The sequence below is a fragment of the Demequina rhizosphaerae genome (assembly GCF_000971255.1).
In the GTDB taxonomy this organism is placed as follows: Bacteria; Actinomycetota; Actinomycetes; order Actinomycetales; family Demequinaceae; genus Demequina; species Demequina rhizosphaerae.
The window spans coordinates 292084-304811 of record NZ_BBMC01000004.1; the positions used below are offsets into that span (position 1 = coordinate 292084).

The 12728-nt window shown below is 70.1% G+C and carries 14 protein-coding genes; 7 read left to right on the top strand and 7 right to left on the bottom strand.

What is annotated here, in order from left to right:
* Positions 1-8 precede the first annotated feature (8 nt).
* Genes uraD through AOM07_RS07560 form a run of 3 tightly spaced genes read left to right on the top strand, consistent with a single transcriptional unit; the run spans position 9 to position 1491 of the window.
* Positions 9-485 carry a 2-oxo-4-hydroxy-4-carboxy-5-ureidoimidazoline decarboxylase gene (gene uraD / locus AOM07_RS07550; protein ID WP_062312409.1) on the top strand — a complete coding sequence of 159 codons (477 nt, stop codon included), beginning with the start codon at positions 9-11 and terminating at the stop codon, positions 483-485.
* Entirely contained in the window at positions 482-802 is a 321-nt protein-coding gene (gene uraH / locus AOM07_RS07555) for a hydroxyisourate hydrolase (RefSeq protein WP_062312411.1), read from the top strand. Before uraD ends, uraH begins: the two co-directional genes overlap by 4 nt.
* Before the next feature lie 41 nt (positions 803-843).
* Entirely contained in the window at positions 844-1491 is a 648-nt protein-coding gene (locus tag AOM07_RS07560) for a DsbA family oxidoreductase (RefSeq protein WP_228374405.1), read from the top strand.
* Positions 1492-1591: 100 nt separating this feature from the next.
* Here AOM07_RS07560 and pgi read toward each other — a convergent pair whose 3' ends face one another.
* The 5 genes from pgi to AOM07_RS07585 form a co-directional block, all read right to left on the bottom strand.
* Entirely contained in the window at positions 1592-3271 is a 1680-nt protein-coding gene (gene pgi / locus AOM07_RS07565) for a glucose-6-phosphate isomerase (protein ID WP_062312413.1), read from the bottom strand.
* A gap of 125 nt (positions 3272-3396) precedes the next feature.
* Positions 3397-3741 carry a carboxymuconolactone decarboxylase family protein gene (locus AOM07_RS07570; protein WP_062312415.1) on the bottom strand — a complete coding sequence of 115 codons (345 nt, stop codon included), beginning with the start codon at positions 3739-3741 and terminating at the stop codon, positions 3397-3399.
* Positions 3742-3915: 174 nt separating this feature from the next.
* The gene (locus tag AOM07_RS07575; protein WP_062312417.1) at positions 3916-4194 is read right to left on the bottom strand and encodes a hypothetical protein; all 279 of its coding nucleotides are present in this window, start codon (positions 4192-4194) and stop codon (positions 3916-3918) included.
* Between the two features lie 13 nt (positions 4195-4207).
* Positions 4208-4504 (bottom strand): hypothetical protein, encoded by a 297-nt coding sequence (locus AOM07_RS07580; protein ID WP_062312419.1) that lies wholly within the window; start codon positions 4502-4504, stop codon positions 4208-4210.
* A 122-nt stretch (positions 4505-4626) separates the two neighbouring features.
* The gene (locus tag AOM07_RS07585) at positions 4627-6057 is read right to left on the bottom strand and encodes an amidohydrolase family protein (protein WP_062312421.1); all 1431 of its coding nucleotides are present in this window, start codon (positions 6055-6057) and stop codon (positions 4627-4629) included.
* A 287-nt stretch (positions 6058-6344) separates the two neighbouring features.
* Here AOM07_RS07585 and nrdH point away from each other — a divergent pair, with 287 nt between their 5' ends.
* Genes nrdH through nrdF form a run of 4 tightly spaced genes read left to right on the top strand, consistent with a single transcriptional unit; the run spans position 6345 to position 10128 of the window.
* On the top strand, positions 6345-6581 hold the full coding sequence (nrdH, locus tag AOM07_RS07590; protein WP_062312423.1) for a glutaredoxin-like protein NrdH: 237 nt from the start codon (positions 6345-6347) through the stop codon (positions 6579-6581).
* A gap of 12 nt (positions 6582-6593) precedes the next feature.
* On the top strand, positions 6594-6995 hold the full coding sequence (gene nrdI / locus AOM07_RS07595; RefSeq protein ID WP_062312425.1) for a class Ib ribonucleoside-diphosphate reductase assembly flavoprotein NrdI: 402 nt from the start codon (positions 6594-6596) through the stop codon (positions 6993-6995).
* Between the two features lie 20 nt (positions 6996-7015).
* The gene (gene nrdE / locus AOM07_RS07600) at positions 7016-9121 is read left to right on the top strand and encodes a class 1b ribonucleoside-diphosphate reductase subunit alpha (protein WP_084830194.1); all 2106 of its coding nucleotides are present in this window, start codon (positions 7016-7018) and stop codon (positions 9119-9121) included.
* 32 nt (positions 9122-9153) lie between these two features.
* Positions 9154-10128 carry a class 1b ribonucleoside-diphosphate reductase subunit beta gene (gene nrdF / locus AOM07_RS07605; RefSeq protein WP_062312427.1) on the top strand — a complete coding sequence of 325 codons (975 nt, stop codon included), beginning with the start codon at positions 9154-9156 and terminating at the stop codon, positions 10126-10128.
* 255 nt (positions 10129-10383) lie between these two features.
* Here nrdF and pucL read toward each other — a convergent pair whose 3' ends face one another.
* Together pucL and allB are read right to left on the bottom strand one after the other, a co-directional pair.
* Positions 10384-11286, bottom strand: coding sequence for a factor-independent urate hydroxylase (gene pucL / locus AOM07_RS07610; RefSeq protein WP_062312430.1), 903 nt, complete (start codon positions 11284-11286; stop codon positions 10384-10386).
* A 109-nt stretch (positions 11287-11395) separates the two neighbouring features.
* The gene (gene allB, locus AOM07_RS07615; RefSeq protein ID WP_062312432.1) at positions 11396-12712 is read right to left on the bottom strand and encodes an allantoinase AllB; all 1317 of its coding nucleotides are present in this window, start codon (positions 12710-12712) and stop codon (positions 11396-11398) included.
* Positions 12713-12728: the final 16 nt, after the last annotated feature.

The window sequence follows — 12728 nt, forward strand, 5'->3', positions numbered from 1 at the left end:
GAGGGAACATGATCGAACCCCAGCGCGAGGACCTTCTCGCGTGCCTCAACGTGTCCCGCTGGGCCGATGCGCTCGCGGCCCGCGCGTACCCGACGATGCTCGAGCTGGAGCGTGCGGCGGTGTCCGCCGGCACGCCGCTCACGCCGGAGGAGATCGAGGAGGCGCTGGCGGCGCACCCGCGCATCGGCGAGCGTCGCGAGGGCGACGGCGCGGAGGCGCGCTTCTCCCGTGCCGAGCAGGCGTCGTCCGCCTCGCCCGACGAGGCGCTCGCGGCCCGGCTCGCGTCCCTCAACGCCGCGTACGAGGAGCGCTTCGGGCGGGTGTTCCTCATCCGCGCCGCGGGGCGCTCGCGCGAGGAGATCGTGGGCGAGATCGAGCGTAGGCTCGAGAACGACGACGTCGCCGAGCTCGCCGAGGTGGCGGACCAGCTGCGCGGCATCGCGCTGCTGCGGCTGCGCGCGACGTACGGCGAGGAGGCCGCATGAGCCACGTCACCACCCACGTGCTCGACTCGGTGCACGGGCGGCCGGCCGCCGGCATCCACGTGCGGCTGCTCCACGGCGACGCGGAGATCGCGAAGGGCGTCACGGACGCGGACGGACGCATCTCCGCGCTCGGGCCCGACCGCCTCCACGAGGGCACCTACCAGCTGATCTTCGCCACGGGGGAGTGGTTCGCCGACCACGGGGTCGCGACGTTCTACCCGGAGGTGCGCATCGCGTTCGGCGTCGACGGCGACCCGCACTACCACGTGCCGCTGCTGCTCAGCCCGTTCGGCTACTCGACCTACCGGGGTAGTTGACGCGTCAGGAATGCGCGCCGGCACGTGTACGTTGTGGCGGCGTGACTATCGAGATCGAGATCTGGTCGGACATCGCCTGCCCCTGGTGCTACCTCGGCAAGCGCCGCCTCGAGAAGGCCGTCGAGGCCTCGGGCGAGGACGTGTCCCTCCGCTACCGCAGCTTCCAGCTGGACCCGAGCATCCCCGCCGGTGAGGCCACGCCGCACGCCGAGGCGCTCGCGAAGAAGTTCGCCACCACCCCCGAGCGCGTGCGCGAGATGAACCAGCGCCTCATCGACCTGGGCGCGGAGGAGGGCATCGCGTACGACTTCGACCGCTACCTGTCGTCGAACACGCGCGACGCCCACCGCCTGCTCCACCTCGCGCACGAGCGCGGCCTCGGGCCGGCCATGAAGGAGCGGCTCATGCGGGCGCAGTTCGTCGACGGCGCCGTGGTCGCCGACCACGACACGCTCGTGGGCCTCGCGGCGGAGCTCGGCCTGGCCGAGGACGAGGTGCGCGCCGTGCTCTCCTCGGACGCCTACGCCGATGCGGTCGAGGCCGACATCGCGCAGGCGGCGGCCTACGGCGCGTCCGGGGTGCCGTTCTTCGTGTTCGACCGCGCGTTCGCGATCTCGGGTGCCCAGCCGGTGTCGACGTTCGAGCTGGCGCTGTCGAAGGCGCGGGAGGCCCGCGAGGCCGCGGTCTGACCGCCCCGCCACGGGCCGGGAACCGTCCCGCCGCACACGACGAAGGAGCCCGGTCCAGACGGACCGGGCTCCTTCGCTGCGTCTGAGGACGTGCCTGGGATCAGGCGCGGTTCGCGCGGTAGTAGGCGATGAGCGCCTGCGTGGACGCGTCCTGCGAGGCGAGCGCCGCATCGTCCCCCTCGATCGCCGGCGCGATCTCGAGGGCGAGCTTCTTGCCCAGCTCGACGCCCCACTGGTCGAACGCGTTGATGCCCCACACGACGGACTGCGTGAAGGTGATGTGCTCGTACAGCGCGATGAGCTGGCCCACCACGGACGGCGTGAGCGACGGGGCGAAGATCGACGTGGTCGGCTTGTTGCCGGCGAACGTGCGGGCCGGGACGAGGGCGCCGGTGGTGCCCTCCGCCTCAACCTCCTCCGCGGTCTTGCCGAAGGCGAGCGCCTTGGTCTGCGCGAGGAAGTTCGCGAGGAACAGCGCGTGCACGTCCTGGCCGCCGTCCTCCAGCGGGTACGCCGGGTTCACCACGGCGATGAAGTCCGCCGGGATGAGGCGCGTGCCCTGGTGGATGAGCTGGTAGAACGCGTGCTGGCCGTTGGTGCCGGGCTCGCCCCAGAAGATCTCGCCGGTGTCGGTGGTGACGGGCGAGCCGTCCCAGCGGACCGACTTGCCGTTGGACTCCATCGTGAGCTGCTGGAGGTACGCCGGGAAGCGGTGCAGCTGCTGCGCGTAGGGCAGCACGGCGTGCGACTGCGAGCCCAGGAAGTTGCAGTACCAGACGTTGAGCAGGCCCATGAGGACGGGCACGTTCTGCTCGAGCGGCGTCTCGGCGACGTGCGAGTCGACGGCGTGGAAGCCGGCGAGCAGCTCGCGGAACACGTCCGGGCCGAGCGCGATCGCGAGCGACAGGCCGATCGCCGAGTCGACCGAGTAGCGGCCGCCCACCCAGTCCCAGAAGCCGAAGGCGTTGGTGGGGTCGATGCCGAAGGCCGCGACCTTGTCGAGCGCGGTCGAGACGGCGACGAAGTGGTGCGCGACCGCATCGTCCTTCTCGGCGTCGGTGGCGACGGGCACGCCGGCCTCCGCGAGCGAGTCCCACAGCCAGTCGCGGGCGAGGCGCGCGTTGGTGAGCGTCTCGAGCGTGGTGAAGGTCTTCGACGCGACGATGAACAGGGTGGTCTCGGGGTCGAGGCCCTTGACCTTCTGGCCCATGTCGGTCGGGTCGATGTTGGAGACGAAGCGCGCCTCGATGCCGGCGGTCGCGTACGGCTCGAGGGCCTCGTAGACCATGACGGGGCCCAGGTCCGAGCCGCCGATGCCGATGTTGACGATGTGCGTGACCGACTTCCCGGTCACGCCCTTCCACTCGCCCGAGCGGACGCGCGCGGCGAAGGCGTCGATCGCGGCGAGGACGTCCTGCACGTCCTTGTCCACGTCCTGCCCGTCGACCTCGAGCGCGGGGGAGGCCCCGGCGGGGCGGCGCAGCGCGGTGTGGAGGACGGCGCGGTCCTCGGTGGTGTTGATGTGCTCGCCGGCGAGCATCGCCTGGTAGCGGGACGCGACGCCGGTCTCCTCGGCGAGCTTCACGAGGCTGCCGAGGATCCCGTCGGTGACGAGGTTCTTCGACAGGTCGACGTGGAGGTCGGCGAGGGGGAGGGACATGCGCTCGACGCGGGAGGCGTCGGCGGCGAACCACCCGCGGAGGTCCGGGGTGAACGATGCGTGGTGGGCCTCGAGCTCGGCCCAGGCGGACGTGGTCGTGGGATCGATGGGTGCAGTCACGGTTGCCAGGCTAGTCCGGTTGGCGACGATGCGCCCGGGACCTGGGGCGGCGGACGCTCCCGGTCCCGGGCGAGGGGTCGCGAGGCGGCGGTCGCCCCTCAAGGACCGCCGCCCCGTCGGTGGGCTCAGACGGGGGCCGCGATGAACTCCTCGACGGCCTTGCGGGCCTCGTTGCCGTAGACGGCGGAGGGGCCGCCGCCCATGAGGATCGCGACGCCGATGGTCTCGTAGATCTGCTCGGGCGTGGCGCCGGAGGAGAGGGCGTCCTTGACGTGGCACGTGATGCACCCGCCGCAGCGCACGGCGATCGCGATGGCGAGGGCGATGAGCTCCTTCTCGCTCTTGGTGAGCGCGCCGTCCTCGAGGGCGGCGTGGTGGAGGTCGAAGAATCCCTTGATCGGGCCGGGGATGTGCTCGCCCAGCGCGCCGATCCCGCACATCACGTCGTCGTAGTGCTCAAAGTGGTTCATGGTCCCGCGTCCTTTCGGCAGTGGACGCCCGGCGGCGTTGCCGGGCTCGTCGGGGACCCGGTTCCACGCTAGGAAGCACGTGTCAATCTGGCGCGGGACCTTGGTCCGGGACGATGCGGCGGGGTCGTCGGCGGGTGGGCGCGACGTCCGGTCGGCGCGGTGGTGGTGGGCCGCTCAGCCGTGGCCGAGCGCGGCGTCGAGCCGCTCGCGCCAGTCGCCGCCCGCCAGGCCGGCGCGGTCGAGCAGGTCGCGGTGGTCCTCCCGCGCGTGGTCGAGAGCGTCGTCGAGCATCGTGAGGTCGCCGCGGGCGGCGATGAGGACGGCGGCCTGGATGCGTTCGGGGTCCGCGCTCAGGCTCACCGGGAGGCGCTCGAGCGCGCTCACCACGCGCGGGGCGGAGCGCCCGAAGTCGTCGGCGGCGCGCTCCGCGATCCGATCTCCCACCACAGCCATGGCGGGAATCCTCTCACGGGGTGCGGGGCTCCCCGGTCTCGGGGTCGGCGGCCTCCGTGTCGGCGACGTCGCGGGCGGGCGCGAGGGCCTGCACGACCACGGCCGCGGCCACGAGGGCGGCGGCGATGGGGACGGCGAACAGCCGGATGCCGCCGATCACGTAGTCGATCAGCCAGAAGGCGAGGGCGCCGTTCTGCCCGAGGTGCTCGGAGGCGCGGATCACGAGCTCGGTGCCGAAGACGATCGCGGCGGTGCCGACGAGCACGAGGCCGACGGCCCACTGGACGCAGCGCTTCGCCGTCGGGTGCATGACTCGAGGCTAGCGTGGGGCGGCTGTCGCGCTGGGAGGTGCTGCGTGCCCGATCGCGGGATTTCCGGGCGCTGGGCACCTCGCAGAACGCCCGGCGACATCCGCAGGACGCCCGGCAGCCTCTACAGCTCCGGCGTGACCGCCTGCCTGCCCTGGACGTAGACCCCGGCGATCGCGGGCTGGCGCAGCCCCACGAGCAGCGTGAACAGCTCCTCGAGCGTGGCCTGCTCCTCGTCGTCCGACCGGATCCCCATGGAGAGCATGCCCTCGAGCGGCTCCCAGCGGGAGGTGTCGATGAGGAGGAAGTCGGCGTCCTTGCCGGCGTCGAGGTTGCCGAACGCATGCTCCATGTCGAGCGCCCGGGCGCCCGCGAGCGTCGCCGCGAACAGCAGCTCGGCGGGGTGGATCGCGGTGCCCGCGTCGCCCTCCTCGGAGATGTGCACCTTGTACGCGTCGCCAGCCACGCGCGAGATCAGCCACTCGTCGCCGGCCCCGATGTCCGAGCCCAGCGCCACGTTCACCCCCGTCGCCACCGTGGAGCGCCACGGCATCGTCCCCGAGCCCAGGAACAGCTGCGAGGTGGGGCAGTGCGCGATCGAGGTGCCGGTCTCCGCCATGCGGGCGAGCTCGCGCGGCTGGCAGTGCACGGCGTGCGCGAGCGACGACCGCCGCCCGAGCAGCGACCGCCCGCCCATCCGCGAGCCCGGGAGGAAGCGTCCGTCGTACGTGTCGAGGTACGCCTCGACGCCGTATGAGCCCAGCACGGCCGCGATCTCGCCGTCGCCCTTGCGGTTGTTCTCGTTGAGGTGCGAGTGGAAGTAGACGCCGTGCAGCTGCGCCTCCTCGTACAGCTCGCCCATCGCGGCCAGCGTCCGCTGCGTCACCGACAGCGAGAAGCGCGGCACGATCGCGACCTGGACGAGCGCCGAGCACGGGTCGCCCGTGTCGACGGCGTGCCAGCGGTCGATCTCGTCGGCGACCAGCTCGATGGCCTTCTCCTCCGACGTGAGGAGGGACGATGCGGCGGGCGGCCCCACGGTCTGCACGCCGCGGCCGGACACGACGCGGAGGCCCGCATCGAGCGTCGCCCGGTAGAGGGCGTCCTGCGCGACGGGGAAGGCGCTGCCGAAGACCATGGCCGCGGTGGTGCCCGCGGCGATGCGGCGGCGCGTGAAGTACCGCGCGGCGCGGCCCGCGAACTCGGGGTCCGCGAAGCGCGCCTCGGTGGGGAAGATGCAGTGGTCGAGCCACTCGAGCAGCTGGCCGCCGCCGTGCGCCGCGGTCGCGTACGACTGCGGGTAGTGAACGTGCGCGTCGACGAAGCCGGGCAGGAGGTAGTCCGCGCGGGTGACCGGCGCATCGACGTACCGCGCGGGCAGCGAGGCCCACGGCCCGACCCAGGCGACCATCCCCTCGCCGTCGACGACGAGCGCGCCGTCGGGAAGCGACACGAGGTGCGCGGCCACGTCCGCCTGCGCGGGCGCGCCCGCGATGTGGAAGACGTGCGCGCGGTACACGCGGACGCCCGATGCGACCTCTCCCGGGTCTGCCATGACGGTGTTCCTCCCCCAGCGCCCGCCCCTGCATCGGACGGACGTCTTCCGTCACCGTAGACGGCGGCCTGTTTCGGCGGCGTTTCGGGCGCGCCGGCGCTGTCCACAGGCTGTTCCGGCGTGTCGTGCGCGACGCGCCCGACTACCCACAGGCCGGGGGAGCGCCTGTGGGAAAAATGTGGGGAAACCTGTGGAGAAACACACCATCTAGTGGTGGCACTCAGGTACAGCCCCCATATATAGTGGCGCTTGCTGTCTCCCGTTTCGTCTCTCGAAAGGACGTCCCCATGACGATCTCCGTCTACTCGAAGCCCAGCTGCGTGCAGTGCACCGCCACGAAGAAGGCGCTCGAGCGCGCCGAGCTCGAGTTCGAGATCTTCGACGTCACCGAGGACCAGGACGCCTACGACACCGTGATGAAGCTGGGCTACCTCCAGGCGCCGGTGGTCATCGCCGGCGAGGAGCACTGGTCGGGCTTCCAGCCGGACCGCATCGCCGCGCTCGCCGAGCGGGTCGCCTCCTAAGAGCCCCGCCCTATGGCCTCGCTCGTCTACTTCAGCTCCACCTCCGGCAACACCCACCGCTTCGTCGAGAAGCTGGGCGTGCCGGCGGACCGGATCCCGCTGTACCCCACGGACGAGCCCCTCAAGGTCGACGAGCCCTACGTGCTCGTCCTCCCCACGTACGGCGGCGGCAACGACCGCGGCGCCGTGCCCAAGCAGGTCATCAAGTTCCTGAACGACGAGCACAACCGCTCGTTCATCAGGGGAGTGATCAGCGCGGGCAACACCAACTTCGGTTCGGCCTACTGCATCGCCGGTGACATCGTCGCCCAGAAGTGCAAGGTGCCGCACCTGTACAAGTTCGAGCTTTTCGGAACGCAGGACGACGTGACCGCCGTCCGCGATGGATTGGAAGACCTGTGGAAGCAACAGTGATCGACGCGCCCCGCACGGGCATGGACTACCACTCGCTCAACGCGATGCTGAACCTCTACGACACCGAGGGGAAGATCCAGTTCGACAAGGACCGCGAGGCGGCGCGCGAGTACTTCCTCCAGCACGTCAACCAGAACACGGTCTTCTTCCACTCGCTCAAGGAGCGCCTCGACTACCTCGTCGAGAAGAAGTACTACGAGCCCGAGGTCCTCGCGCAGTACGACTTCGCCTTCATCCGGGACCTCACGGAGCACGCGTACTCGAAGAAGTTCCGCTTCCCCACCTTCCTGGGCGCCTTCAAGTACTACACGAGCTACACGCTCAAGACCTTCGACGGCAAGCGCTACCTCGAGCGCTACGAGGACCGCGTCGTCATGGTCGCGCTCACCCTCGCCGCGGGCGACACCGACCTCGCGACCAAGCTGGTCGACGAGATCGTCTCGGGCCGCTTCCAGCCCGCCACCCCGACCTTCCTCAACGCGGGCAAGGCGCAGCGCGGCGAGTTCGTCTCGTGCTTCCTGCTCCGCATCGAGGACAACATGGAGTCGATCGGCCGCTCGATCAACTCCGCGCTCCAGCTGTCGAAGCGCGGCGGCGGCGTCGCGCTGTCGCTGTCGAACATCCGCGAGGCCGGCGCGCCCATCAAGCACATCGAGAACCAGTCCTCGGGCATCATCCCCGTGATGAAGCTCCTCGAGGACTCCTTCACGTACGCGAACCAGCTGGGCGCACGCCAGGGCGCCGGCGCCGTCTACCTGTCGGCGCACCACCCCGACATCATGAAGTTCCTCGACACCAAGCGCGAGAACGCCGACGAGAAGATCCGCATCAAGACGCTGTCGCTCGGCGTCGTCGTGCCGGACATCACGTTCGAGCTCGCCCGCAAGAACGAGGAGATGTACCTCTTCAGCCCGTACGACGTCGAGCGCGTCTACGGCGTCCCCTTCGGCGACATCTCGATCACCGAGAAGTACCACGAGATGGTGGACGACCCGCGGATCCGCAAGACCAAGATCGCGGCCCGCCAGTTCTTCCAGACCGTCGCGGAGCTGCAGTTCGAGTCCGGCTACCCGTACGTCGTGTTCGAGGACACGGTGAACAACGCCAACCCGGTCGCGGGCCGCATCAACATGTCGAACCTGTGCTCGGAGATCCTCCAGGTCAACACGCCCTCGAAGTTCAACGAGGACCTCACCTACGCCGAGACCGGCAAGGACATCTCCTGCAACCTCGGCTCGATGAACATCGCCACGGCGATGGACGGCGGCGACCTCGAGCAGACCGTCGAGATCGCGGTGCGCGGCCTCACCGCCGTGTCGACGCAGTCCGCCATCGACGCGGTGCCGTCGATCCGGTACGGCAACGACCGCGCGCACGCGATCGGCCTGGGCCAGATGAACCTCCACGGCTACCTCGGCCGCGAGCGGATCCACTACGGATCCGAGGAGGGCGTCGACTTCACCAACATCTACTTCTACACGGTGCTGTTCCACGCCATCGCGGCGTCGAACAGGATCGCGCAGGAGCAGGGCACGGCCTTCGAGGGCTTCGAGAACTCGAAGTACGCCTCGGGCGAGTTCTTCGACAAGTACACCGAGCAGGAGTGGGTCCCCGCGACCGCCCGCGTCGCGGAGCTCTTCGCCGACGCCGGCGTCGCGATCCCCACGCAGGACGACTGGCGCGAGCTCAAGGCGAAGGTGCAGGAGCACGGCATCTTCAACCAGAACCTCCAGGCCGTCCCGCCGACCGGCTCGATCTCGTACATCAACAACTCGACGTCCTCGATCCACCCGATCGCGTCGCGCATCGAGATCCGCAAGGAGGGCAAGCTGGGCCGCGTCTACTACCCGGCGCCCTTCATGGACAACGACAACCTGGAGTACTTCCAGGACGCGTACGAGATCGGCCCTGAGAAGATCATCGACACCTACGCCGCGGCCACGCAGCACGTGGACCAGGGCCTGTCGCTGACGCTGTTCTTCCCGGACACCGCCACCACGCGCGACATCAACAAGGCGCAGATCTACGCGTGGCGCAAGGGCATCAAGACCATCTACTACATCCGCATCCGCCAGATGGCGCTCGAGGGCACCGAGGTCGAGGGCTGCGTCAGCTGCATGCTGTAGCGTCCCTCGCCTGTGCTTGAAAAGGAACTGACATGACAGAGAAGCTCACGCTGGTCAGCCACGTGGACGCCATCAACTGGAACCGCATCCAGGACGAGAAGGACGTCGAGGTCTGGAACCGCCTCACGGCCAACTTCTGGCTGCCCGAGAAGGTGCCGCTGTCGGGTGACGTCCAGTCGTGGAACACCCTCACGCCGGAGGAGCAGACGCTCACGATGCGCGTGTTCACCGGCCTCACGCTGCTCGACACGATCCAGGGCACCGTCGGCGCCGTGTCGCTCATCCCGGACGCGCTCACCCCGCACGAGGAGGCCGTCTACACGAACATCGCGTTCATGGAGTCGGTGCACGCGAAGAGCTACTCGTCGATCTTCTCGACGCTGTGCTCGACGCCCGAGATCGACGCCGCGTTCCGCTGGTCGACCGAGAACCAGAACCTCCAGCGCAAGGCGCAGATCGTCCTGGACTACTACCACGGCGACGACCCGCTCAAGAGGAAGGTCGCCTCGACGCTGCTCGAGTCGTTCCTCTTCTACTCGGGCTTCTACCTGCCCATGTACTGGTCCAGCCGCGCCAAGCTCACGAACACGGCCGACCTCATCCGCCTCATCATCCGCGACGAGGCCGTGCACGGGTACTACATCGGCTACAAGTACCAGAAGGGGCTCGAGACCGAGTCGGAGGCCCGCAAGGAGGAGCTGAAGGACTACACCTTCAGCCTGCTCTACGACCTCTACGAGAACGAGGTCCAGTACACGCACGACCTCTACGACGGTCTCGGCATGGCGGAGGACGTCAAGAAGTTCCTGCACTACAACGCCAACAAGGCCCTCATGAACCTGGGCTACGAGGCGCTGTTCCCGTCCACGGTCACCGACGTCAGCCCGGCGATCCTGTCGGCGCTGTCGCCGAACGCCGACGAGAACCACGACTTCTTCTCGGGGTCGGGCTCGTCGTACGTCATCGGCAAGCACGAGGAGACCACCGACGACGACTGGGACTTCTGAGTCTCAGCTCTCCGACGTACGGAAGCGGCGGGGCCCCGGTGGGGTCCCGCCGCTTTCGTGTGTCGGAGCGGATGTCGGATCATCCTCGCGTCGCTCCGACATGGAAGTCGGTTCCGGCACGCCTGACGGATCATCGGCCGGAGAGCCCGAGCCGCGAGCTGCTGGCCGCGCGCTGCTGGCTGCGGGCCGCGCTCCGACCGCCGCACTCAGCCCGCCGCGCGCTGCTGGCAGCAGGCCGCGCTCAGCCCGCCTCGCTCAGACCAGCCCGGAGTACTGCTGCCACGCGGGCCCGGCGTCCGGCGCATCGTCGCGCGTCACGGAGGCCTGGATGAGGCCGTACGGCCGGTCGTCGGCGTGGAAGACCTCGTTGTCGTTGGCGATGCCGAAGCGCGCGAGGTCGTACGCGAAGTGGTGCTTGTTGGGCGCGGACAGGCGCACCTCGACGAGCTCGGGCACCGCCTCGAGTGCGGCCTTGCCCATCTCGTAGAGCGTCTGCTGGAGCGCGAGCGAGTGGAAGCCGGCGAAGGTCTCGACCAGCGCGGCCTTGATCTCCGCGTAGCTCTCGTCGAAGTCGAAGGTCGCGGCGTCGACGTCGCCGAAGCGCCACTTGGCGACGAGCGACGTCGCCATGATGCGGTCCGAGGTGGGCTCGAGCACCGTGTACTCGTCCTCGAGGAAGCCGTGGAACTCCGAGCCGGACGACTTGAGCACCACGAGGTCCTTGAGGCCGCCCGTGATCCACGTCGCGCCGTCCTCGACGGTCACGGCGACGGTGCGGACCTCCTGGCCGGAGCGCACCCAGCTGAAGTCGTGCTCGGCACCGCCGACGGAGACGCGCTCCCACGCGAACTCCTCGAGCTCGACGCGCGCCTGGTCCACCGGCGCGACGTCCGCGACGAAGTGCGTGGCGAGGGCGAGCGCGTAGCGCTCGAGCGAGGCGAGCCCGACGGTCTTGGCGAACGCGTACGACGTCTGCTTCTGGGTGTCCGTGGGGAGCACGGCGCCCTGGTCGCCCGTGAGGTGCGCCTCCTCGAAGGCGCCGCGCAGGCACGTCGAGACGTTGACGTCGCGGATCTCGTGGCGCGGGCTGTCCCGCACGATGCGCACGATGCGGTTCTCCGCCTTGCCGTACTGGTGGTCCCCGAGGATGATCGCCATGGCTGCCTCTCGCGAGTAGGTGGGTGCCTGCTGGCACCGTAGAGGATGGTGATTACATCAACATTTCGAGGGGTCACATCGTTCTGCCGGGCCCCGGCCCCACCAGGGTTCAGGGCCGCTCGATGAGCTCGCCCTCGCTCGTCTCGGAGCCCGCGATCCACACGCGGCGCACCCGGCCGGCGAGCGCGCGACCGTCGAACGCGGTCACCTTGTTGCGGTGCTCGAGCGCGTCCGCGTGCACCTCCCACGGCACGTCCGGCGCGAACGCGATGAGGTCCGCGTCGCGGCCCGCCTCGATCGCGCCCTTGGTGGCGAGCCCCGCCCACGCGGCGGGGATCGCCGAGGTCCACTCCGAGACCGCCGCGAGGCCGTAGCCGCGCAGCCGCGCCCCGGTCCACACGGCCGGCAGCGCGACCTGGAGGCCCGCGATCCCGCCCCACGCGACCGAGAAGTCGCCCGCGCCCGCGAGCTTGAGGTCCGCGGTCGCGGGGGAGTGGTCGGACGCGACGAAGTCGATGACGCCGTCGGCGAGCGCCTGCCATAACGCCTCGCGGTTCGCCTCGGAGCGGATGGGCGGGCAGCACTTGTACTGGGTCGCGCCGTCGTCGATGTGCTCCGCGTCGAACGTGAGGTAGTGCGGGCAGGTCTCGGCCGTGAGAGGCAGCCCCTCGGCCTTGGCCTCGGCGACAAGCGGAAGAGCCGAGGCCGCCGACAGGTGCAGGATGTGCGCCCGCACCCCGGTCGCGCGCACCCCGTCGATCACCGCCGCGATCGCGCTGGTCTCGGCCTCCTCGGGCCGCGAGCCGACGAACGTGTCGTACCCGCGCCCGACCCCGTCCTCGTGCGCGGCGAGCACCTCGGGGTCCTCCGCGTGCACGATGAGCAGCCCGCCGAAGCCCGCGATCTCCTCCATCGCGGCGCGCAGCAGGGCGCGGTCGAGGTAGCCGAACTCGTCGACGCCCGACGGCGCGAGGAAGCACTTGAAGCCGAACACGCCCGCGTCCCACAGCGCGCGCAGCGACCCGAGGTTCTCCGGCACCGCGCCGCCCCAGAAGCCGACCGTGACGTGCGACTTGCCCGCGGCGGTCGCGCGCTTGACCTCGAGAGCGTCGGGCGTGGTCGTCGGCGGGATCGAGTTGAGGGGCATGTCGATGAGCGTGGTGACGCCGCCGGCGCGGGCGGCCCGCGTGGCGGAGTCGAAGCCCTCCCACTCGGTGCGGCCCGGCTCGTTGACGTGGACGTGGGTGTCGACGCCGCCCGGCATGAGCACCTCGTCCGGGCCGAGCGCGACCTCGGCGGCGGCGGACATCGGCGCGTCGAGCGCGCCCACGGCGACGATGCGGCCGGCATCGATCGCGACGGCTGCCGGCTCCTCGCCGGTGGGCAGGATGGCGCGCTCGGCGCGGATGACGAGGTCGTGGGTCATGGCTTCCCTCCACGGC

Bases quoted from the DNA above. Each gene is read 5' to 3' on its own strand.
- nrdI (WP_062312425.1), top strand. From the start codon at position 6,594: ATGGCCTCGCTCGTCTACTTCAGCTCCACCTCCGGCAACACCCACCGC.
- AOM07_RS07575 (WP_062312417.1), bottom strand. From the start codon at position 4,194: ATGGCTGTGGTGGGAGATCGGATCGCGGAGCGCGCCGCCGACGACTTC.
- allB (WP_062312432.1), bottom strand. From the start codon at position 12,712: ATGACCCACGACCTCGTCATCCGCGCCGAGCGCGCCATCCTGCCCACC.
- AOM07_RS07585 (WP_062312421.1), bottom strand. From the start codon at position 6,057: ATGGCAGACCCGGGAGAGGTCGCATCGGGCGTCCGCGTGTACCGCGCG.
- nrdE (WP_084830194.1), top strand. From the start codon at position 7,016: ATGGACTACCACTCGCTCAACGCGATGCTGAACCTCTACGACACCGAG.
- nrdF (WP_062312427.1), top strand. From the start codon at position 9,154: ATGACAGAGAAGCTCACGCTGGTCAGCCACGTGGACGCCATCAACTGG.
- uraD (WP_062312409.1), top strand. From the start codon at position 9: ATGATCGAACCCCAGCGCGAGGACCTTCTCGCGTGCCTCAACGTGTCC.
- uraH (WP_062312411.1), top strand. From the start codon at position 482: ATGAGCCACGTCACCACCCACGTGCTCGACTCGGTGCACGGGCGGCCG.
- pucL (WP_062312430.1), bottom strand. From the start codon at position 11,286: ATGGCGATCATCCTCGGGGACCACCAGTACGGCAAGGCGGAGAACCGC.
- nrdH (WP_062312423.1), top strand. From the start codon at position 6,345: ATGACGATCTCCGTCTACTCGAAGCCCAGCTGCGTGCAGTGCACCGCC.
- AOM07_RS07580 (WP_062312419.1), bottom strand. From the start codon at position 4,504: ATGCACCCGACGGCGAAGCGCTGCGTCCAGTGGGCCGTCGGCCTCGTG.
- AOM07_RS07570 (WP_062312415.1), bottom strand. From the start codon at position 3,741: ATGAACCACTTTGAGCACTACGACGACGTGATGTGCGGGATCGGCGCG.